Consider the following 19,603-nt stretch of genomic DNA (forward strand, 5'->3'; position numbering starts at 1 on the left):
TCCATCATGCAATCCAACAAACTCAAACAGCTTTGGGCCCAGGGCCAGCCAGTCCTGAATGGCTGGTGCTCCATCGGAAACCCCTTCACCGCCGAGATCATGGCCGCTCAGGGTTATGACAGTGTCACAATCGATATGCAGCACGGCGCACTGGACTATTCGGAAACCCTGCCGATGCTTCAGGCGATGCGGGCCTCGGGCGCGACATTGATGGCCCGCGTGCCATGGCGCGACCCCGGCTACGTCATGAAAGCGCTGGATGCGGGCGCGATGGGCATCATCTGCCCGATGATCAACAGCCGCACCGAAGCAGAGGAATTCGTTTCCTACATGCGGTATCCACCGTTGGGGCAGCGCAGCTTTGGGCCAACCCGCGCGGTTGTGGCAATGCCTGGATATGGGGCCGACGCCAACGATGAAGTACTGGCGCTTGCCATGATCGAAACAGCAGACGGCGTCAAAAACTTGGAAGAGATCGCCGCAACGCCCGGACTGGACGGCATCTATGTCGGACCCGCCGATCTGACGCTGGGCACGCAGCAAGGGCGGCTCCCGCCCGCGCTGGACCGGCAAGAGCCGGAAATGATCGAACTGATCCAGCGCATCGCCGCGGTCTGCAAAGCAAATGGAATCGCGGCCTGTCTTCATTGCGGGACTGCCGAGTATGCAGCCCAGGCCATCGGCTGGGGCTTCAACCTGACCACGGTCAGTGGCGATTCACGATTGCTGGCACAGGCAGCCGCCACGTCCGTTGGCGCGTGGCGATCGCTGACCGGCCGCGAAGGCAAAACCGAAGAAGGCGGGATTTATTGATGCCCCGTCTGCTGGTTGCCGGAAAATTGCATCCCAGCGGCGTCGCGCGGCTGGAGCAACTCAGCGCCGAAGGCGTGGACATCACGCATGTTCAGGAAATTTCCGAACCGTCTTATGCGCCCTATATTGACGAAGCCGATGCACTGGTCATCCGGACCCAGCCTTTGTCGGCGGAAACCATCGCCAAGGCCAAACGCCTGAAGGTCGTGTCCCGCCATGGGGTCGGGTATGATGCGGTGGATCTGCAGGCCCTGAACAGTCGCAAGATTGCGCTGGCTGTGGCCGGTGATGTCAATTCTATATCTGTTGCCGAACACGCGATGATGCAGCTGTTGGCGGGGGCCAAGCAGGCAATTCGCGCAGACAGAGCCGTGCGAAATCCTGACGATTGGGGTTGGCGAAATCGTCTGGAGCAGCGCGAGATATTCGGCAAGAACCTTTTTATCATCGGATTTGGCCGCGCCGGGCAGCGGCTCGCCAAGATGGCCAGTGGTTTTGACATGCAGGTGCGAGCCTATGATCCCTATCTGCAAGCCAACGGCTGGCCCACGGATACTGCAGAGCCAGAAGCATCTCTGAAAGAGGGGCTGGCTTGGGCTGATTATCTGTCGTTGCACCTGCCAAGGGGGGACAAACCCCTGCTGGCCGAGCCTGAATTTGCCGCGATGAAGCCTGGTATCGTCATCGCCAACACCGCCCGTGGTGGCATCATTTGTGAAAAGGCTCTGGCAAGCGCACTGGCCAGCGGCCGCGTGCATGCGGCAGGAATCGATGTTTTCGAAACAGAGCCCCCTACCCCGGATCTGCCACTGGCCGATCTGAGCAATACAATTCTATCACCACACACCGCGGGATTGACTGAAGAGGCCAGTGAGCGCATGGCTCTCGCGTCGATCGAAAATGCGATGAACTATCTGAACCAGACGATTGATCCAGCTTTGATCGTCAACCGGAATGCCCTGACATGACTGACAAGAAAACACTTTCGATTGGCCTGATCGGCTCTGGCTTTATGGGCAAGGCCCATGTCTTTGGCTTTGCGACGGCGCAAAAGGTTTTTGACCTGCCCTTCCAGATCAGATTGCACACCGTTGCGGACATCACTGACGAGGCCGCCGCGAAGGCCGCTCACGAATTCGGCTTTGAGCATGCCACGTCCAATTGGCGGGACATGCTGACCAACCCTGAGATCGATGTGATCGACATCACCGCTCCCAATGCGCTGCACAAGCAAATGGCGCTGGAGGCAATTGCCGCCGGTAAACACGTCTATTGCGAAAAGCCACTCGCCCCACTGGCGGCAGATGCGTTGGAAATGACAAAGGCCGCCGAAGCCGCAGGGGTCAAGACACAGGTGGGTTTCAACTATCTGTGCAACCCCCTGTTCCGCCTCGCAAAAGAGATGATCGAGGGCGGCGAACTGGGTGAAATCCGTTCCTATCGCGGACTGCACGCAGAAGACTATATGTCAGACGCGCAGGGCCCTTATACCTTTCGGCATGATCCGGAGGGTGGCGGCGCACTGGCCGATCTGGGAAGCCATGCGCTGGCAACGGCTGAGTATCTTTTGGGGCCGATCACCAAAGTGCTGGGGGATTGCGTGACTGCGATCACAGAACGCCCCGACGGCAAGGGCGGACACAAGGCCATCGAAGTTGACGACATAGGGCGAGCATTCGTCCGGTTTGCGAATGGGGCATCGGGTTCAATCGAAGGCAATTGGATCGCGACCGGGCGCAAGATGCAGCATGACTTCGAAGTTCATGGCGCGAAGGGCGCCCTGTGCTTTAGTCAGGAACGCTTTAACGAACTGCACTTTTATTCGAATGACGACAAACCCGGACGTCGCGGATTTCGCCGGATCGAAGCAGCCCCCGAACATCCGCCCTATGGCAACTTTTGCGTCGCGCCCGGGCACCAAATCGGGTTCAACGATCTCAAGGCAATTGAAGTGGCCGGCTACGTAAACGCCATTGCTGGCAACGGATCTGAACTGTTTTCGTTCCGTGACGGGCTGCGTATTCAGGACCTCGTGGAAAAAATCCATAAATCCTCAACCGAGGGCCGTTGGATCGATGTATAGCATCACCAAATCAGGGAACGGCGCAGGCCAATGACCAAAACAGATGCACCTGCCGACTATGAGGGCCTGATCCGGCTGATCCACGATCGGTTCGACCAAATGAGCCGGACCTATCAGAAAATCGCTGAGTATCTGACCCAGAACCCCAATGATGTTGCAGTGCATTCCGTGAACGCCATTGCCGAACGTCAGGGTGTGCACGCATCCAGCTTTGTCCGCTTTGCGCAGTCTTTGGGCTATTCTGGATTCAAGGATCTGCAGGCCTTGTTCCAGCAAAGGCTGGCGACCGCAGCACCGGGATTCGAAGCGCGGGTCAATGCCCTCGAAAAGGAGATGCGGTCCCGCGAAGATCTCGAAGACGCTGAATTCTTTCGCGATCTGGTGGTCAGTGACGCGGCTTCCGTTCAGGGGTTGCTCGACGAAGTCACACCGAATGATCTATCGTCCGCGGCTGACATTATCAGCGGGGCGGACACCATCTATTTGCTCGGTCAACTGCGGTCAGCCCCCGTGGTCGAGATCATCCGCTACCTTTTGACCATGGCAGGCAAAAGATGCCTGCTGCTTGATCCCAGCGGCGGGCTGTCGACACATATCGCGCGCACCATCCGGCCCAGTGATGCCTTGCTAGCCGTATCGTTCCGGTTCTACGCCAATGAGGTCGTTTCAATAGCCGAAGAGGCCGCAGCCAGCCACGTGCCGATTGTTGCCATTTCCGACAGCACGCTGTCACCGCTTGCGAAATCGGCGACCGTGCTGCTGACCGCACCAGAACACAGCAGCCTGATCTCTCGGTCGCTCACGGCACCCATTTGTCTGGCACAGGCCTTGGCACTCGCCGTCGCGGCAAAGGAACAGAATGGCACGGTCCACCCCACCATTCCGTCCGTCACGGGCACCAAAGACTGAAACCAAGCTCTGGTCGCCCTGCCCGTTCCGCGCCCTAGTCGAACCGGTAGCTGGACGCCGTCACCCCCCCCATCAAGCCAACATCGTGGTAAATCCGCGTTGCCTTACCGCTTTCAGCGGCACCCAGCGCAACAAACAGCGGCACGAGATGATCCTCTTGCTTGTGGCAGACCCGTGCATAGGGCGCGCTTTCCCAGTCCAGCAAGGCTGCGGTGCGCTGCTCTGCGGGTTTTTCCAAAGCCTGACCAAGCCATGCATCGAAGGCCTCGGACGGCGCCTTTGCGGCAGGCCCGAACATACGCAAATTGTGAAAGCTGAGACCTGAGCCGACGATCATCACACCTTCGTCTCGCAAAGGGGCCAAGGCACGTCCAATCGCAAAATGGTCAGCCGGATCATAGGATCTGAGCAAGGAGATCTGAAAGACCGGGACATCTGCGTCCGGGTACATGATTTCCATAGGTGTAAAGGTGCCGTGGTCAAACCCCTGATCGGTGTTCAGATGCGCCGTGATCCCCTGAGCCGTCAAAAGCGTCAAAGCCTTTTGCGCCAGCCCAGGCGCGCCCGGAGCAGGATAAACCACTTCGTAGGTTTCCGGCGGGAAGCCATGATAGTCATAGACCATCGGCGGTTTTTCAGAGGCCATAATCTGCAGGTCGTCCGCTTCCCAGTGGCCCGAGATCATCAAGACTGCCTTTGGCTTTTCGGGCAGATCTTCGACCATTTTTCGCAGTGATGTTTCGAGGTTTGCAAAAACAGCCCGCATTTTCGGCAAATACGGCCATGGCCCGCCACCATGGGAAATGAAATAGGTCGGCATTGAGGAGTTCATGGCATCACCTTTCGTTGCTGGCCTCTTAGGTGATGGCCGCACCGCGGGGGTTCAACCGGTGAAACTGCGCGTTTGCGCACATCCTCTGACCGCAACTGTGCAAGAGACCGCTGCGTTCTGAACACGCGCTGCGCTTCTAGAATGGCAGACCGATATAGTTCTCAGCCAAGTCCCGGCGCGCTGTTTCAGATCGCGCTAGATGTGACAGCGTTGCTTTGCGCATCTGGGCTGCAAAGCTGTCTTCCCCTTCAAAGCGATGCAGCATTGTTGTCATTTGCCAGCTAAAGCGCATGGCCTTCCATATCCGCAAAAGCGCTCGTTCCGAGTATTGGTCGATCCCGCCGGGATCGTTTTGTTTGATCGCTGCGATCAGCGCCTGATGCAGATAGAAAACATCCGACACAGCCAAATTCAGCCCTTTGGCGCCTGTTGGCGGCACAATATGCGCGGCATCCCCAACCAGAAACAGACGGCCCCAACGCAAGGGTTCACACACAAAAGAACGCAGCGGTGCGATGGATTTTTCAATCGAAGGTCCCGTTTGCATTGTCGCGGCAACCTCCTGCGGAAGGCAGGATTTCAGTCTTTCCCAAAACCGGTCATCGCTCCAGTCCTCGACCTTCTCGTCCAGCGACACCTGCACATAGTACCGGCTCAGGGTCTCGCTGCGCATGGAGGCCAAGGCAAACCCGTTACTCGAGTTTGCGTAGATCAACTCGTGATTGGCCGGTGGAGTGCGGGACAGGATGCCCAGCCAGCCAAAGGGATAGACCCGTTCAAACTCGCGCCGTTTGTTGGCCGGGATCGTTCTGCGGCTTACACCGTGAAACCCGTCGCAGCCTGCCACAAAAAGACAATCCAGCCGCCGCCGCTCACCTCTCAGCGTGTACTCGACAAAAGGCGCCGAGGTTTCCAGATCATTCAGCACGACGTCCTCAACCCCGTGCACGATCGTCGTGCCAATGGCATCCTGAGCGGCATACAGATCCGTGGTGACTTCGGTCTGGCCATAAACCATGACAGACGTTCCGGTCAGTTCGCGAAAGTTGATCCGAACCATCAGGTCGTCGTCCGTCAGAAAACACCCATCATGCGGGATGCCCTCTTTGTCCATGCGATCTGCAACCCCGGCTTCGCGCAGTAAAGCCACAGTGCCCGCCTCAAGGACACCCGCCCGGATCCGGGACAGAACATGATCCCGACTGGAGCGCTCCAGTATGACGGTATCGACACCGGCCCGGTTCAAAAGCTGAGACAAAAGCAGACCGGACGGCCCACCACCGACAATGGCGACTTGCGTTTTCATCTCGGTCCCTCCCCTGACTTGGGCAAACCTACGGCGGGCCGCCCTGTGCAGGAATGGACCGGTCACGCCAACTCTGGTACTTTTCGAACATGGGCGCGCAAAATTCGATTCCAGTGTTTGCACTCTTCGGGGAAACCAACCGGTTCCCCGACGTCGTTCATTGCGAAGAATTCGTAGACCGCGCCTCGAACCATGGCTGGCGCATTTCTCCGCACCGCCATGCGGATATGGCTCAAATATTCATGGTGGAACACGGCCGTGTTGCGGCGCAGGTCGATCGTCTGCAAGCCACGCTTTGTGACGGACAATTCCTTTTTATTCCAGAGCAAAAAGTCCATGCCTTCGACATTGAGCCCTTTACGCAAGGACGGGTGTTTTCTCTGCCCAGCGCTGTGGTGAAATCTGTGGGGCTGTCGGGATCCGAATTCCAAGGCCTGCTGGCAGACGTGCAGACCGGACAAATCAGCAAGGCTCTGAGCCAGCTTTCGGATCAATTGGCCAGTGCCGCAACCAAGCCAAGCAGATTTCGCGCGCAGCTCTCGGTGGCTCTGGCACATTCCGTGCTCAGCCTGATCGCCGAAGGCGCCGCAAAAAACGGGTCCACCGTTGGCAGCCCTTTGCCGGATCACATCTTGGCGCTTGATGATTTGATCCAAACCCATCTTTGTGATGGCTGGACAGCCTCAGACTATGCTGAGGCGATGTCGATCAGCACAGGGCATCTGAGCCGGCTGTGCCGCCAGGCCACTGGTTTGGGGGCAACCGCCTATATCGAGCTGGCCACGATGACCGAAGCGACAAGGCTTCTGGCCTTCACCCAAATGCCCGTCGCCGAGATCGGTTACCGGCTTGGATATGAGGACCCATCCTATTTTGCGCGGCGCTTCAAAAGGTTTCAGAAGCAAACGCCATCGGCATACCGGTCAAATTTTGTCAGCCAAAGCGGCCAGGTCTAGGCATACGTCTGTTTATAGCCGCGCAGCGGCCTTCTGGCCTTATGCGGCGCTGGACCAAATGAAGAGGCTGATCAGTGGCCACTACCCAAACTATGCCCGGCGATGGCACGGAACCGGGCGGTGTTCCATAATATCCCGACGGCACTCCCCCTTCTTACCCTGACATTACAATTTCCCCGGATGGCTTTAGAAAGCTCGTTGTCACTTTTGCAACGTTTGAACTAGTTCACGGGTGTAAGCGGCAATTTTGCATTGGCCGCTAGGCTGACCATCATCTGGGCAAAGATGCCTTTCTCGTTCCAACGCGTCCAACTGTTGTAGAACGCTTTGTGCAGGCCATATTCACTCGGTGCAGCCAGACATCGTAAGCCATTGTGATTGAAGAAGATTATCCCGCCCAGAACATGCTTGTCAACGACACGAGGCTTGCCATAGAATTCGGGGAAGGAAGGCTCAAGACGCGCCATCTGAGCATCCGTTAGCCAGAAATGATCAGACATGTTCACCGCTCGGTTTTCGAGCCGTGAAACATGACGCCAAGCGGAGTTCAATGGGCTCTGATCCTAGAGCCCGAGTTCGGACAATCCGTCATGGTCTGCGGGGCGCGGCCCTTGGGGCCAGTGGAACAGGCGTTCTTCCTCAGAAATCGCGACGTCGTTGATCGAAGCGTGTCGCACGGCCATGTAGCCTTCCGCGTCGAATTCCCAATTCTCATTCCCATAAGCGCGGAACCAATTGCCCGCTTCGTCGTGGTATTCGTAGCAAAAGCGCACGGCGATGCGATTATCTCCGTGTGCCCAAATTTCCTTGATCAACCGATACCCATTTTCCTGTGACCACTTTCGGGTCAGAAAATCGCGCACCTCGTCCCGGCCATTGAGGAACTCAGAGCGGTTGCGCCACTTTGTGTCTGCCGTGTAGGCCAGCGCCACCTTGTCCGGATCACGCGTATTCCAAGCATCCTCGGCCATACGCACTTTCTTGACTGCATCATCATAGGTAAAAGGCGGCACTGGCAAACGTGTCATTGTGCCGTCACCACGAGTTGTAGCCAAGAAACTTGCCCGACATCTCAACCTTCACGCGGTCACCCTTTGGGTTCTCGACGCGGGTCACGGACATGTCGAAGTCGATCGCGGACATGATCCCGTCGCCGAATTTTTCCTGGATCAGCGCCTTGAGCGTCGGTCCATAGACGCCAACGATTTCGTAAAAGCGGTAGATGCAGGGATCTGTCGGCACGGCCTGTTCCCAGATCTTGGTGGGGCTTTCGGCCAGAACGCTTTCTGCCTCTTGCGGAAGGCCCATGACGCTGACCATCAGCTTGGCTTTGTCGGCTGGAAAGGCGTTCATCCCCATGGCGGCAGAATGGGTCCAGACCGGGGACATGTCGATCTTTTCAGCGATCTCTTCCCATGTCATGCCAGCTTGCTTTTTGGCAGACAGGATCATGGCGGTAACGTCTTCTTTGCTCATCATTTCGGTCATTGCGAGGTCTTTCATGTTGGTCTCCTCCGAAGTTAGCTGTTCACGGCCTTTAAGGCGGGTCGTTTTTCCTCTGGCTCGTCTGCACTTTCCGTTTTGTCGATGCGGACAGTTTCTGGTGCATTGGATTGGCCCGGCTCGGTGGGCTGACCTGCCAGTTCTTTCGATCTCTTGCCCAGGAACTGCACAAGATGGTTGCGGATCGCGTAGTAGTTGGGGTGTTCGACGATCTCGGTCCGGTTGCGCGGACGCGGGATCGTGATCTCGACGCTTTCGGCCACGCGCGCCTGCGGGCCGTTGGTCATCAGCAAGATACGGTCCGCCAGCAGGATCGCTTCGTCGATGTCGTGCGTGATCATGAAGACCGTCTGCTCCATCTGACCCCAGATCTTCAGCAATTCATCCTGAATGGTGCCGCGTGTCAGTGCATCCAGAGCGCCAAATGGCTCATCCAGCAAAAGCAGCTTTGGATGGTTCGCAAACGCCCGCGCAATTGACACACGCTGACGCATACCCCCAGACAGTTGGCTGGGTTTTCGGTGGATGACATCCCCTTCAAGGCCAACCATGGCGAGGAACTCTGTTGCATGCGCCTCGACTTTGGCTTTGCTCCAATCCGGATAGCGGGCAGATACCCCGAAGGTGACGTTCTTGAGCGTCGTCAGCCAGGGCAACAGAGAATAGTTCTGAAATACCACCCCCCTGTCGAGGCTGGGGCCCTTCACCTCTTGGCCGTCCATGATGACACCTCCACTGGTTGGCTCGGCCAGTCCCGCGAGGATGTTCATGATCGTTGACTTGCCGCAGCCGGAGTGGCCGAGGATCACCACAAACTCGCCCTTCTCGACCCCGAAGGTGGAGTCTTCGAAGACAGTCAGCTCGCCGCCGTTTCCATCCGGAAAACGTTGGGTGAGTTTCTCGATGCTTAGATATGGCTTCATGGGTCTTCCTTTATTCGGCGTAGGTCACGCGGCGCTGAAGCAGGCCGAACAAGGCATCCAGCAGCATGCCCACCACACCAATCATGAGAATTGAGAAAACGACTGAGGTCAGATCGAGGTTGTTCCACTCGTTCCAGACGTAGTAGCCAATGCCTGTTCCACCCACGAGCATCTCAGCCGCAACAATCACCAACCACGCGATCCCGATCGAGATCCGCATACCCGTCACAATGGTCGGGGCGGCGGCAGGAAGGATCACGGTAAAGGCCGTTTTGATCGGGCTCAGTTCATGCGTACGGGCAACGTTGACCCAGTCCTCGCGAACACCTGCGACACCAAAGGCCGTATTGATCAACATTGGCCAGATTGAGCAGATGAAGATCACAAAGATGGCCGAGGCTTCGCTGTCACCGATGATAAACAGCGCCAGAGGCATCCACGCGAGTGGTGAGATTGGCCGCAAGACCTGAATGAACGGGTTGAACGCCTTGTAGGCAACTTGGCTCATCCCGATCAGAAACCCGAATGGGATCGCAACCAAAGCCGCCAGAAAATACCCGGTCAGGACCCGGTAGATTGAATATCCGATCTGAATACCAATCCCCTTGTCGTTGGGCCCGGCATCATAGAACGGATTGCTTAGCTGCTCCCAGGCCTTGGCGATCACGTCGCTGGGCGGGGGCACACCGGCCTTGGGTGCACCACCACCGGTCAGACGTTCGTATTCGGTCAGCTCGCCCACGGCTTTCTGGCCGGGTATGGCGGCCTCCCATATCAGGAGGCCGACAACGAGCATGAACACAGACAACAGTGCCGCGCGTTGGTTCAGGGATAAGGTGTCCATCCCTTACCCTTTCTTGATTGCAAAGCTGTCTACGTAGGCTTCTGGCGACGCCGGATCGAAGGTCTTGCCCATGATCGTATGCGACTTGTAGGTGATATCGGGCGCGGAATAGCCAAGGTCTTCCATGACCTTCTTGCAGTCGGCAGCCAGATAGACCTGTTCAGCCACGCCGCGGTAATCCACATCGCCTTCGATGTAGCCCCAGCGCTTCATCTGGGTCAGGATCCAGACCCCCATGGAGTGCCATGGGAACGGATCAAAGTCGATCCTGTCAGGCACACGTTTCACCTCTCCCAGACCGTCGGCATAAGTACCGGTCAGAACCTGTTCGATGACAGTGACCGGCTGGTTCAGATAGTTCGTTGGGGCAATCGCGGCCGAGATTTCTTTGCGATTTTCGGGGTTTGACGCGTATTGCGTTGCGTCGATGATCGATTTCAGCAGCGCGCCATAGGTGTTTGGCAGCTCTGTCGCAAAGGAAAGCGGCGCGGCGAAGGCACAGCATGGATGGCCTTCCCAGATTTCCTTGGTCAGCAGGTGCAAAAAGCCGATGCCTTCGTAAACGGCCCGCTGGTTAAACGGATCCGGCGAGAGGTAGCCGTCAAGGTTCCCTGCCCGCAGGTTGGCCACCATCTCTGGCGGAGGCACAACGCGGATCTGGATATCGACGTCAGGGTCCAGACCAAATTCGGCCACGTAGTAGCGCAGCAGGAAATTGTGCATGGAGAATTCAAACGGCACGCCGAAGGTAAAGCCCTTCCACTGTGACGGATCGCGCTTGTCCAGATGCTCGTTCGACAGAACGATGGCCTGACCGTTGATATTTTCCACAGCCGGCATGATGTACGGCTCTGCAACTGAGCCTGCGCCGAGCGTCATCGCCAAGGGCATCGGCGTCAGCATGTGTGACGCGTCATATTCACCGTTCAACGATTTGTCGCGCGCAACAGCCCAGCCAGCAGTCTTGATCACCTGAGCATTGAGACCATAGCGTTCATAGAAGCCCAAAGGCTGCGCCATGATAATTGGTGTCGCGCAGGTAATTGGGACAAAACCGATATTGAGGTCTGTTTTTTCCGGCGGCCCCAGTTCATCCAGAATGGCGGCTTTCGCTTCGTTGAGCGGAAAGACCGAAGCAAGCGCAGCTGCCATCGTGGAGCCGCCCATCATCCCCATAAACGACCGACGTCCAATGTCGCTCTGGCCAAAGACCGACCGGACAATCGCGCTTTCAACCGCGCGTTCCAGCATTCCTTCTGAAGTGGACAGATCGATGCTGTCATCCACCTCCGGCAGGGTCGTTTTACAGGTGTGACAGCTGCAGTCGGCAGCGTGCCGCAAATCAGTTTTTGAAGAGAAGGGATTCCCCAGAGACTTGATAGACATGTTGTGCCCTCGGTTGTTGTTTCCAACATGCTGGCAGGGTCAAAACCGCAAATGAAGGCATTCGCCGATATTCTGAAAATTTGTTTTATTGATTAATTTCAAGGCAATAATCGCCAGCAGACACCGTATTTGTTACGAATTTTCGTAATTTACGACATTTCGTATTGAGCTTTGAAAGGTTTCCGCATCGCCTCTTGGGATGCTTGATACGGACACATCCTACGATTCCCTGCTCGCCGGTGCCTTTGGCCCCACTGTTGTGATCGACCTTGCTCAGGACATCATTCTGGCCGCAACACCCGAGGCCAAAACACTGCTCGCCGATCACGCTTTGCAAGGCTCACCTTTCGCCCGCTTCGTCGCTGACGGAATGGATACTTTCGTGGTCTTCATAACCGAGGTTCTGCATCGCGGCAGCGCCTGGACCCGGCAGGTGACACTGCACAACGCAGATGGCGGGCCGCTCCAATCCGAGATCACAGCGCGTTCGCTTGAGCACGACGGCAAAGAAATGCTCCTTTTGCATGTGCTCGATCTGGAAAGTCTGGATCAACACGCCGCAGAGGTTGCGGCTGGGAACATCTACAATGGCGGTCTTATTGAGTGGCAGCGGGCGCAGAGCTTTTTTGCGGATCTGGAGCGCGAAAACCAACTGATCTTGAATGCGGCCGGTGAAGGGATCTACGGCGTGAACGCAGACGGCAAAACGACATTCGTTAATCGTGCCGCGCAGGAAATGCTGGGCTGGACAACAGAAGATCTGCTTGGCCGTGATATCCACGCGAAAATTCACCATCACCACCTGAACGGGGATCACTACCCGTCGCATGAATGCCCGATCTACCAGTCCTTTCGATATGAGCAGGTGAACCGGATCGAAGACGAGGTGTTCTGGCGCAAGGATGGCAAGCCAATCCGGGTCGAATACGTCTCCACCCCGATTTACGATGGCAGACAGCTGGTCGGCGCCGTTGTGATCTTTCGCGACATCACCGAACGCTGGGAGAATGAACGCAGACTGCGCGAGGCAATGGATCAGGTTGCCGCCCTGCGCGATCAGCTGGAAGAGGAAAACGCCTATCTGCAAGAAGCGATCAGTATTGAGCGCGCACATCACGACATCATCGGCCGTTCAGAGGCGATCCAGGGCATCATCACGCAGATCGAATTGGTGGGGCCCACCGACACAAGTGTCCTGATCCATGGAGAGAACGGCGTCGGAAAGTCGCTGGTTGCTTCGGCTGTTCATGACGAAAGCAGCCGCAAACGTCGTCCGATGATCCACTTCAAAGCCGGTGCCGTGAGCCCCGAAAAAATAGAAAGCGAGTTATTCGGTCAGGTGCGCGGGGCCTTTGCGGGTGCGCTCAAGGATAGACCGGGCAAGCTGGAACTGGCCCACGGCGGCACATTGTTCATAGATGAGGTCGCGGACATTCCCATCGAGCTACAGGGCCATCTGCTGGACGCGCTACAGAACCGCGAAGTGATCCGTTTGGGCGATGATCGCGCCCGAAGCCTCGACTTGCGCGTCATCGCTTCGACAAGTCGCGATGTTGATCGCGAAGTGCAGGCCGGGCGTTTGCGGCAGGATTTGATGCTGCACCTTGGTGTCTTTCCGATAGTCTGCCCGCCCTTGCGGGATCGCCCTGAGGACATACCCATTCTGGCGGCTCATCTTCTCCGCATCGCCTGCAAACGCCTTGGTCGCAAGGTTCCGGTCGTTACCGAAGGCGCCATGAAGAAACTGCAGCAGTATCATTGGCCCGGCAACGTGCGCGAACTGGCCAACGTGATTGAGCGCGGGGCCATCGTGTCGCAATCCGAAAAACTGCAGGTCGAAATACAAACCGACGTGGTTCACGGCGCTTTGCCCAAGTCCACCTTGCTGACAGAGGCAGAGGTCGAACAGTTTCGACGTTTGAATATCATAGCCTGTATGAAGGAAGCCGGTGGCCGGGTTTCAGGTGAAAAGGGTGCCGCAGAATTGCTGGGGATCAAGCCGACGACCCTTTACTCGCGGATCAAGAAACTCGGGTTGAGCGAAGAGGACTGGTAAGCCCACGGGTCCCGGACCGCGCGTCTTTTGTGGCTCACTGGATCACTAACATGTCGAAAACGACGTGGTCCCTTACGCGTTTTCCCTTTGCCCAGATACATTGCCTCAGTGCCCCAAACATACCGATCGTTGCCGGCTGCCAACTGGCCATGGGTGCGCTTTAGACTATCAACAAAAACTCAGGATTGGGAAATCCAAAGGGGTATGCAGGCTGAGTTTTGCAGCCATATGGCGGGATCGACACAGCTCTAGTCGAATTGTCTCGATTGGGTTACCGCTGGTCCTGCTGGGATCCACCACGGGAAAGCCATGCGACTGAATTTTCACCACGCCGCCTTGATTGTTCAAGACTACGAAACTTCGAAAGCCTTCTATTGCGATGTTCTGGGTTTGCGAATCTTGGCCGAGAATTATCGTGAGGACCGCGCGTCCTGGAAACTTGATCTAGCCTTGGCCGATGGCGGTCAGCTCGAGTTGTTCAGCTTCCCCAATCCCCCTGCTCGCCCAAGCCGCCCCGAAGCATGTGGTTTGCGGCATCTGGCCTTTCGTGTGCAAGACTTTGACGATGTGATTTCACAATTGGAAGCCCAGGGTGTTGAGGTGGAGCCAGTTCGAATCGATCCCTACACACAAGCACGGTTCACTTTCTTCAAAGATCCCGACGGCCTGCCGCTCGAACTCTACGAATCCCCCTAATACACTGTAGTAGAACACATTTTCCCAGAAAAGATTTCTGCTTGTCAAAAATGGAACGTTCCAATAGCAATTAATGGAACGTTCCAAATCAGATGATTGTGGAATGCAGGGAGGACAAGATGAACAAAGTGGTGCCGGTTTCAGATGCTGTCGCGCAGATTGCCGATGGGGCCGTCGTGACCGTGTCTTCCTCTTCGACACTGGGATGCCCGGATGCCGTGTTGGCCGCTATCGGCGCTCGGTTTGAAACGACAGGTCATCCACAAAACATCACGTCCCTGCACCCGATCGCAGCCGGCGATGTTTATGGCGTGAAAGGCATGGACCACATCGCCAAAGACGGATTGCTGTCGCGTGTTCTGGCCGGCTCCTACCCGTCTGGTCCCTCCAGTGCCCCGATGCCCGAAATCTGGAAGATGATCGTCGAAGACAGGGTGGCCGCTTACAACGTTCCATCCGGCATCATGTTCGACATGCACCGAGAGGCCGCAGCCATGCGCCCCGGAGTTCTGACCGACGTCGGGCTCGATACCTTTGTTGACCCCATGCGCCAAGGCTGCGCCATGAACGAAAGGGGCGCATCCTCCCCCATCGTGCGGCGTGCAGAGTTTGACGGCAAAACCTGGCTGCACTTTCCCAATATCGCGCCTGACGTTGCCATCATCCGCGCCACCACCGCCGATGAGCGTGGTAATCTGACCTATGAACATGAGGGCGCCTATCTGGGCGGGCTCGAGCAGGCCATTGCAGCGCGCAACAACGGCGGTCTGGTAATTGCGCAAGTCAAACGGGTGACAGCGAACGGATCGCTGCGTCCGCATGATGTACGCGTGCCGGGTCATCTGGTTGATTGCGTCGTCATCGACCCCGATCAGAAGCAGACCACGGAAACGCAATATGACCCTGCGATTTCTGGTCAAATCATGCGCCCTTGGGGCAGCTTTTCTTATGCGGAACATGGGGTTGAAAAGGTGATCGCCCGCCGCGCCGCGATGGAGCTGAAACGCGGAATGACTGCCAATCTGGGCTTTGGCATCAGCGCCATGGTCCCGCGGGTCCTGTTGGAAGAAGGCCATCCGGATGCGGTTACCTGGGCGATTGAGCAAGGCGCCGTGGGCGGCATGCCTCTGACAGGCTTCGCCTTTGGCTGCGCCTCGAATGCAGACGCATTTGTTCCGTCACCCCAGCAGTTCATCTATTTTCAGGGCGCCGGCTTTGACATGTCGTTCCTGTCGTTCCTTGAGGTCGATGTCGAAGGCAACGTCAATGTCTCCAAGCTAGGCAAGAAACCCTATCTGACTGCAGGTTGCGGCGGCTTTGTCGACATCACCGCCAAGGCAAAGAACATCGTCTTTTCCGGTTGGTTCGAAGCAGGGGCCAAGATTGGCCTGACTGACAAGGGCATCAACATCGAAACCCCCGGCAAGTTCACCAAAATGGTGGATGAGGTTGAACATGTGACCTTTTCCGGCAGGCGTGCCCGAGAGCAGGGTCAGAACGTGATTTATGTCACCGAACGCTGCGTGATCTCACTGCAGGGCAACGGCTTGGTCGCGACTGAAATCATGCCCGGCATTGATCCACAGGAACATATCGTAGGCCCGTCCCAAGGCCGGGTGCAGGTCGCGGAGAACGCAAAAACCATGCCGAAAGCGCTGTTGGCGGATACACCAATGGGGCTGGCGCTATGAGTACGATCTCCTTGTCACATAAAGGCGCCATCGCGGTGCTGACCGTCACGAACGAAGCAAAGCTGAACGCTTTGACCACGGCGATGCTGGTTTCGCTTGACGATCACCTGACCCAGATAGACCGCAGCGCCAACACGCGCGCTGTCATTGTGACCGGAGCGGGCGCGAAAGCGTTTTGCTGCGGCGCTGACATTGCCGAATGGGGCGCACTGTCGCCTGCAGAGTTTGCCCGCGATTGGGTGCGCAATGGCCATCGGATCTTCGATCGCCTCGCCCGGCTGTCGAAACCCACGATTGGCGCGTTGAACGGCCATGCTTTCGGCGGCGGGCTTGAACTGGCAGCGGCCTGCGACATCCGCGTGATGACCCCGGACGCGACGTTGGCCTTGCCCGAAGCAAAGGTCGGGATCGTGCCGGGTTGGTCGGGCACGCAGCGCCTGATGCGGTTGTTGCCAGAAGCTGTCGCAAAGGAAATGGCCCTTTTCGGTCGCCGCATTTCGGCCGAGCGCGCGATGAGCATCGGTTTCGCGGCTGACGTGGCTCAGGACGTCTTGGGCGTCGCCATACAGATCGCATCGGACCTTGCTGATGTGTCGCCCCGTTCGAACGAAATCACAAAGGCGATGATCCACGGTGCCGTAGGCGAAGACCGCAGCGCTGCAATCGAGGCTTTGGGCGCGGCGGCTGCCGGTGCCAGCGCGGACCGCAATGAAGGCGTTGATGCCTTTCTGACCAAACGTTCCCCCAAGTTTACAGGGCAATAAAAGATGAAAGATCTGACCATCAATGCGGCAACCGCCTTTGATCTGCCCCCGGCTTTCGCCGGCCGGCACCTGATTGACGGCGCTTGGGTCGATGGACCCGAGACTTTTGAGCGTGTCTCGCCATCCCATGATGTTGTCGTGAGCCGCAGCGCCCTGGGCGGTGAGGCTGAATCCGAGGCCGCGATTGCCGCTGCCCGCAGCGCTTTTGACGCCGGGATCTGGAGCCGGATTTCCGCCAGGGACCGCGCGGCCGTGCTTCTCAAGGTTGCGGACCTGATCGAAACCAATGTTGACCGGATCGCCGTGCAAGAAACGCTGGAAAGCGGCAAGCCGATTTCCCAGGCGCGGGGCGAGGTTGGCGGCGCTGCGGACCTTTGGCGGTATGCCGCATCGCTCGCGCGGACGTCCCACGGCGACAGTCATAATAGTCTGGGCGAGGACATGCTGGGCGTCGTGGTCAAAGAGCCTATCGGTGTCGTTTCGATCATCACGCCTTGGAATTTCCCTTTCTGGATCCTCAGCCAGAAACTGCCCTTCGCCCTTGCCGCGGGCTGCACAGTTGTTGTGAAGCCTTCCGAAATGACGCCGTCTTCGACAGTGATGATGGGCGAATTGCTGATCGAAGCCGGCCTGCCCGCAGGCGTGTGCAATATCGTGCTCGGTTACGGCCAACCTGTCGGCAGCCTGATGTCGACACACAAAGACGTGGACATGGTGACCTTCACCGGCTCGACCGCCGTGGGCAAGCTGATCACGCAGGCCGCTTCCGGGACTTTGAAAAAGGTCGCCTTGGAGCTTGGCGGCAAGAACCCGCAGGTGATCATGCCAGATGCGGATCTTGAACAAGCCGCCGATGCAGTGACTTTTGGCGTCTATTTCAATGTGGGCCAATGCTGCAATTCCTCCAGCCGGATAATCGTGCACGAGGATATCGCCGAGGCCTTTGTGGCCCGCGTGGTCGCGCTGTCCCGGCAGGTGCGCTTTGGCGACCCGCTGGATGACAGCACACAGGTGGGCGCGATCGTCACGGCTGAGCACAACGCCAAGATCAACAGTTATGTGCAGGACGCAATCAAGGCAGGCGCCAAGGTTGAAATCGGCGGCGCGCCACTTTCGATCGATGGGCTTGGTCCACAGTTTTACCAACCGACCGTGGTTTCGAATGTCAGCCCCGATATGGCCATCGCCCGCGAAGAGGTCTTTGGCCCGGTCCTGTCCGTTCTCACGTTCAAGACGCTCGACGAGGCTATCACGCTGACCAATGACAGCGACTACGGGCTGTCCGCGGGGATCTGGAGCAATGACATCCACGCCTGTCTCGAATTCTCGCGCCGCGCCCATGCGGGCACGGTTTGGACGAACACATGGATGGATGGCTACCCCGAGCTTGCCTTTGGCGGGGTCAAGCAATCCGGCCAGGGCCGCGAGATCGGCAAATACGGATTTGACGAATTTCTCGAGGTGAAATCGCTGGTGATGCGCGTGGGACGCGACAGCCGCACACCTTGGGTAACGATGAGCGCGTAAAAGACGCGCCCAAACGCAACGCGATATGGGAGGAAACAACATGCGTTTTTATTTGAAAACAACGGCGATTGCCTTGGCACTGGCGGCGACTGTCGGTTCAGTCAAAGCAGATGGACACGGTGGTGTAGAGGTATTGCACTGGTGGACATCCGGTGGCGAAGCTGCGGCCCTGAACGTGCTCAAGGACGATCTGGAAGGTCAGGGCATCGGCTGGACCGACATGCCGGTTGCTGGCGGCGGCGGTGAACAGGCGATGACCGTGCTGCGCGCCCGCGTCACCGCTGGCAATGCCCCAACAGCCGTTCAGGGGCTTGGCTTTGACATCATAGATTGGGCCAACCAAGGTGCCTTGGCGAACCTGAACGAGGTCGCGGCCGCTGAAGGTTGGGACGAAGTGGTACCAACGGCCTTGCAACAGTTTGCAAAGGTCAACGGCGCATGGGTGTCCGCCCCCGTGAACGTCCACTCAACCAATTGGGTCTGGGCCAACAAGGCGGTTCTCGACGCCAATGGCATCGCCGCGCCGGAAACATGGGAGGACTTTGTCGCGGCGCTTGAAGCCCTGTCAGCCGCAGGTATCACCCCGATCGCGCACGGTGGCCAGGCTTGGCAGGAAGCAACTGTCTTTGACGGCGTGGCAATGTCTGTGCTTGGACCGGACGGTTACAAGGCTGCCTTCGTGGATCTTGACCCAGAGGTTCTGGGCGGTGACGCGATGAAAGAAGCGTTCGACCGGATGGCCGTGATCCGCGCAAATGTCGACGAAAACTTCTCGGGCCGCGACTGGAACCTTGCAACAGCCATGGTCATCAATGGCGAAGCCGGTTTCCAGATGATGGGCGATTGGGCCAAGGGTGAATTCCTGAATGCAGGCCAAGTGCCGGGCGAAGACTTCCTGTGCTTCCGCTTCCCGGGCACGCAGGATCAGGTCACCTTTAATGCCGACCAGTTCATGATGTTCGATCAGGGTGGTTCGGTGTCTGCGGAACAGGCGGCTCTTGCCTCGGCAATTCTGTCACCTTCCTTCCAGTCCGCGTTCAACGTTGTCAAAGGATCGGTTCCGGCCCGTACAGACGTCTCTGACGCTGACTTTGACGCCTGCGGCAAGCAAGGCATGGCCGATCTGGCTGCGGCAGCCTCCAGTGGCAACCTGTTTGGCTCCATGGCCCATGGCCACGCCAACGAAGCGGCTGTGAAAAACGCCATGTATGACGTGATCACGGCCCACTTCAACGGTGAATTCGACAGCGAAACCGCCGTCGAAGAGCTCGTAACAGCGGTAGAAATCGCACAGTAAATCCTGCGCGTTCCTCC

18 protein-coding genes and 1 pseudogene are annotated in these 19,603 nt (G+C 57.5%); 11 read left to right on the forward strand and 8 right to left on the reverse strand.

The window, feature by feature from the left end:
- Positions 1-6 precede the first annotated feature (6 nt).
- The 4 genes from PFY00_RS12450 to PFY00_RS12465 are packed head-to-tail and all read left to right on the forward strand — an operon-like array spanning position 7 to position 3,805.
- A complete protein-coding gene (locus PFY00_RS12450) occupies positions 7-813 on the forward strand; it encodes an HpcH/HpaI aldolase family protein (RefSeq protein ID WP_271432873.1) in 807 nt (268 codons plus the stop codon).
- The gene (locus PFY00_RS12455) at positions 813-1,781 is read left to right on the forward strand and encodes a hydroxyacid dehydrogenase (RefSeq protein ID WP_271432874.1); all 969 of its coding nucleotides are present in this window, start codon (positions 813-815) and stop codon (positions 1,779-1,781) included. Before PFY00_RS12450 ends, PFY00_RS12455 begins: the two co-directional genes overlap by 1 nt.
- Complete coding sequence (locus PFY00_RS12460) at positions 1,778-2,896, forward strand: Gfo/Idh/MocA family protein (RefSeq protein WP_271432875.1); 1,119 nt, start codon at positions 1,778-1,780, stop codon at positions 2,894-2,896. The genes PFY00_RS12455 and PFY00_RS12460 overlap by 4 nt, the downstream gene beginning before the upstream one ends.
- A gap of 30 nt (positions 2,897-2,926) precedes the next feature.
- Positions 2,927-3,805 carry a MurR/RpiR family transcriptional regulator gene (locus PFY00_RS12465; RefSeq protein WP_271432876.1) on the forward strand — a complete coding sequence of 293 codons (879 nt, stop codon included), beginning with the start codon at positions 2,927-2,929 and terminating at the stop codon, positions 3,803-3,805.
- 34 nt (positions 3,806-3,839) lie between these two features.
- On the opposite strand, the gene PFY00_RS12470 is transcribed toward PFY00_RS12465, so the two are convergent.
- Positions 3,840-4,637 carry a DODA-type extradiol aromatic ring-opening family dioxygenase gene (locus PFY00_RS12470; RefSeq protein ID WP_271432877.1) on the reverse strand — a complete coding sequence of 266 codons (798 nt, stop codon included), beginning with the start codon at positions 4,635-4,637 and terminating at the stop codon, positions 3,840-3,842.
- A gap of 136 nt (positions 4,638-4,773) precedes the next feature.
- Positions 4,774-5,943 (reverse strand): 4-hydroxybenzoate 3-monooxygenase, encoded by a 1,170-nt coding sequence (pobA, locus tag PFY00_RS12475; RefSeq protein WP_271432878.1) that lies wholly within the window; start codon positions 5,941-5,943, stop codon positions 4,774-4,776.
- Positions 5,944-5,996: 53 nt separating this feature from the next.
- Between pobA and PFY00_RS12480 the strand changes: the two genes are divergently transcribed.
- Entirely contained in the window at positions 5,997-6,899 is a 903-nt protein-coding gene (locus PFY00_RS12480) for a helix-turn-helix domain-containing protein (RefSeq protein ID WP_271432879.1), read from the forward strand.
- Positions 6,900-7,153: 254 nt separating this feature from the next.
- Here the strand turns inward: PFY00_RS12480 and PFY00_RS12485 are convergent.
- The 6 genes and pseudogenes from PFY00_RS12485 to PFY00_RS12510 all read right to left on the reverse strand — a co-directional run.
- A pseudogene (locus tag PFY00_RS12485) lies at positions 7,154-7,399 on the reverse strand (transposase); the annotation flags it as partial.
- A gap of 63 nt (positions 7,400-7,462) precedes the next feature.
- Complete coding sequence (locus PFY00_RS12490; protein ID WP_271432880.1) at positions 7,463-7,927, reverse strand: nuclear transport factor 2 family protein; 465 nt, start codon at positions 7,925-7,927, stop codon at positions 7,463-7,465.
- A gap of 7 nt (positions 7,928-7,934) precedes the next feature.
- Positions 7,935-8,402 carry a cyanase gene (cynS, locus tag PFY00_RS12495; protein ID WP_271432881.1) on the reverse strand — a complete coding sequence of 156 codons (468 nt, stop codon included), beginning with the start codon at positions 8,400-8,402 and terminating at the stop codon, positions 7,935-7,937.
- 17 nt (positions 8,403-8,419) lie between these two features.
- Positions 8,420-9,325, reverse strand: a complete 906-nt coding sequence (locus PFY00_RS12500) for an ABC transporter ATP-binding protein (protein WP_271432882.1) — start codon at positions 9,323-9,325, stop codon at positions 8,420-8,422.
- A 10-nt stretch (positions 9,326-9,335) separates the two neighbouring features.
- On the reverse strand, positions 9,336-10,169 hold the full coding sequence (gene ntrB / locus PFY00_RS12505; protein ID WP_271432883.1) for a nitrate ABC transporter permease: 834 nt from the start codon (positions 10,167-10,169) through the stop codon (positions 9,336-9,338).
- 3 nt (positions 10,170-10,172) lie between these two features.
- Positions 10,173-11,456, reverse strand: coding sequence for a CmpA/NrtA family ABC transporter substrate-binding protein (locus tag PFY00_RS12510; RefSeq protein ID WP_271432884.1), 1,284 nt, complete (start codon positions 11,454-11,456; stop codon positions 10,173-10,175).
- 298 nt (positions 11,457-11,754) lie between these two features.
- Here PFY00_RS12510 and PFY00_RS12515 point away from each other — a divergent pair, with 298 nt between their 5' ends.
- From PFY00_RS12515 to PFY00_RS12540, 6 genes are all read left to right on the forward strand, one after another.
- Positions 11,755-13,611 (forward strand): sigma 54-interacting transcriptional regulator, encoded by a 1,857-nt coding sequence (locus PFY00_RS12515; RefSeq protein WP_271432885.1) that lies wholly within the window; start codon positions 11,755-11,757, stop codon positions 13,609-13,611.
- A 309-nt stretch (positions 13,612-13,920) separates the two neighbouring features.
- A complete protein-coding gene (gene gloA2 / locus PFY00_RS12520) occupies positions 13,921-14,307 on the forward strand; it encodes an SMU1112c/YaeR family gloxylase I-like metalloprotein (protein ID WP_271432886.1) in 387 nt (128 codons plus the stop codon).
- A gap of 119 nt (positions 14,308-14,426) precedes the next feature.
- Positions 14,427-15,998, forward strand: coding sequence for an acyl CoA:acetate/3-ketoacid CoA transferase (locus PFY00_RS12525; protein ID WP_271432887.1), 1,572 nt, complete (start codon positions 14,427-14,429; stop codon positions 15,996-15,998).
- Positions 15,995-16,762: an enoyl-CoA hydratase/isomerase family protein gene (locus PFY00_RS12530; RefSeq protein WP_271432888.1), complete on the forward strand. Its 768-nt coding sequence runs from the start codon at positions 15,995-15,997 to the stop codon at positions 16,760-16,762. Before PFY00_RS12525 ends, PFY00_RS12530 begins: the two co-directional genes overlap by 4 nt.
- A 3-nt stretch (positions 16,763-16,765) precedes the next feature.
- Positions 16,766-18,289: an aldehyde dehydrogenase family protein gene (locus PFY00_RS12535; RefSeq protein WP_271432889.1), complete on the forward strand. Its 1,524-nt coding sequence runs from the start codon at positions 16,766-16,768 to the stop codon at positions 18,287-18,289.
- 40 nt (positions 18,290-18,329) lie between these two features.
- Positions 18,330-19,586 carry an ABC transporter substrate-binding protein gene (locus PFY00_RS12540; RefSeq protein ID WP_271432890.1) on the forward strand — a complete coding sequence of 419 codons (1,257 nt, stop codon included), beginning with the start codon at positions 18,330-18,332 and terminating at the stop codon, positions 19,584-19,586.
- The last annotated feature ends 17 nt before the right edge of the window (positions 19,587-19,603 follow it).

Origin of the sequence: Thalassococcus lentus, assembly GCF_028023555.1 — a bacterium.
In the GTDB taxonomy this organism is placed as follows: domain Bacteria; phylum Pseudomonadota; class Alphaproteobacteria; order Rhodobacterales; family Rhodobacteraceae; genus Thalassococcus_A; species Thalassococcus_A lentus.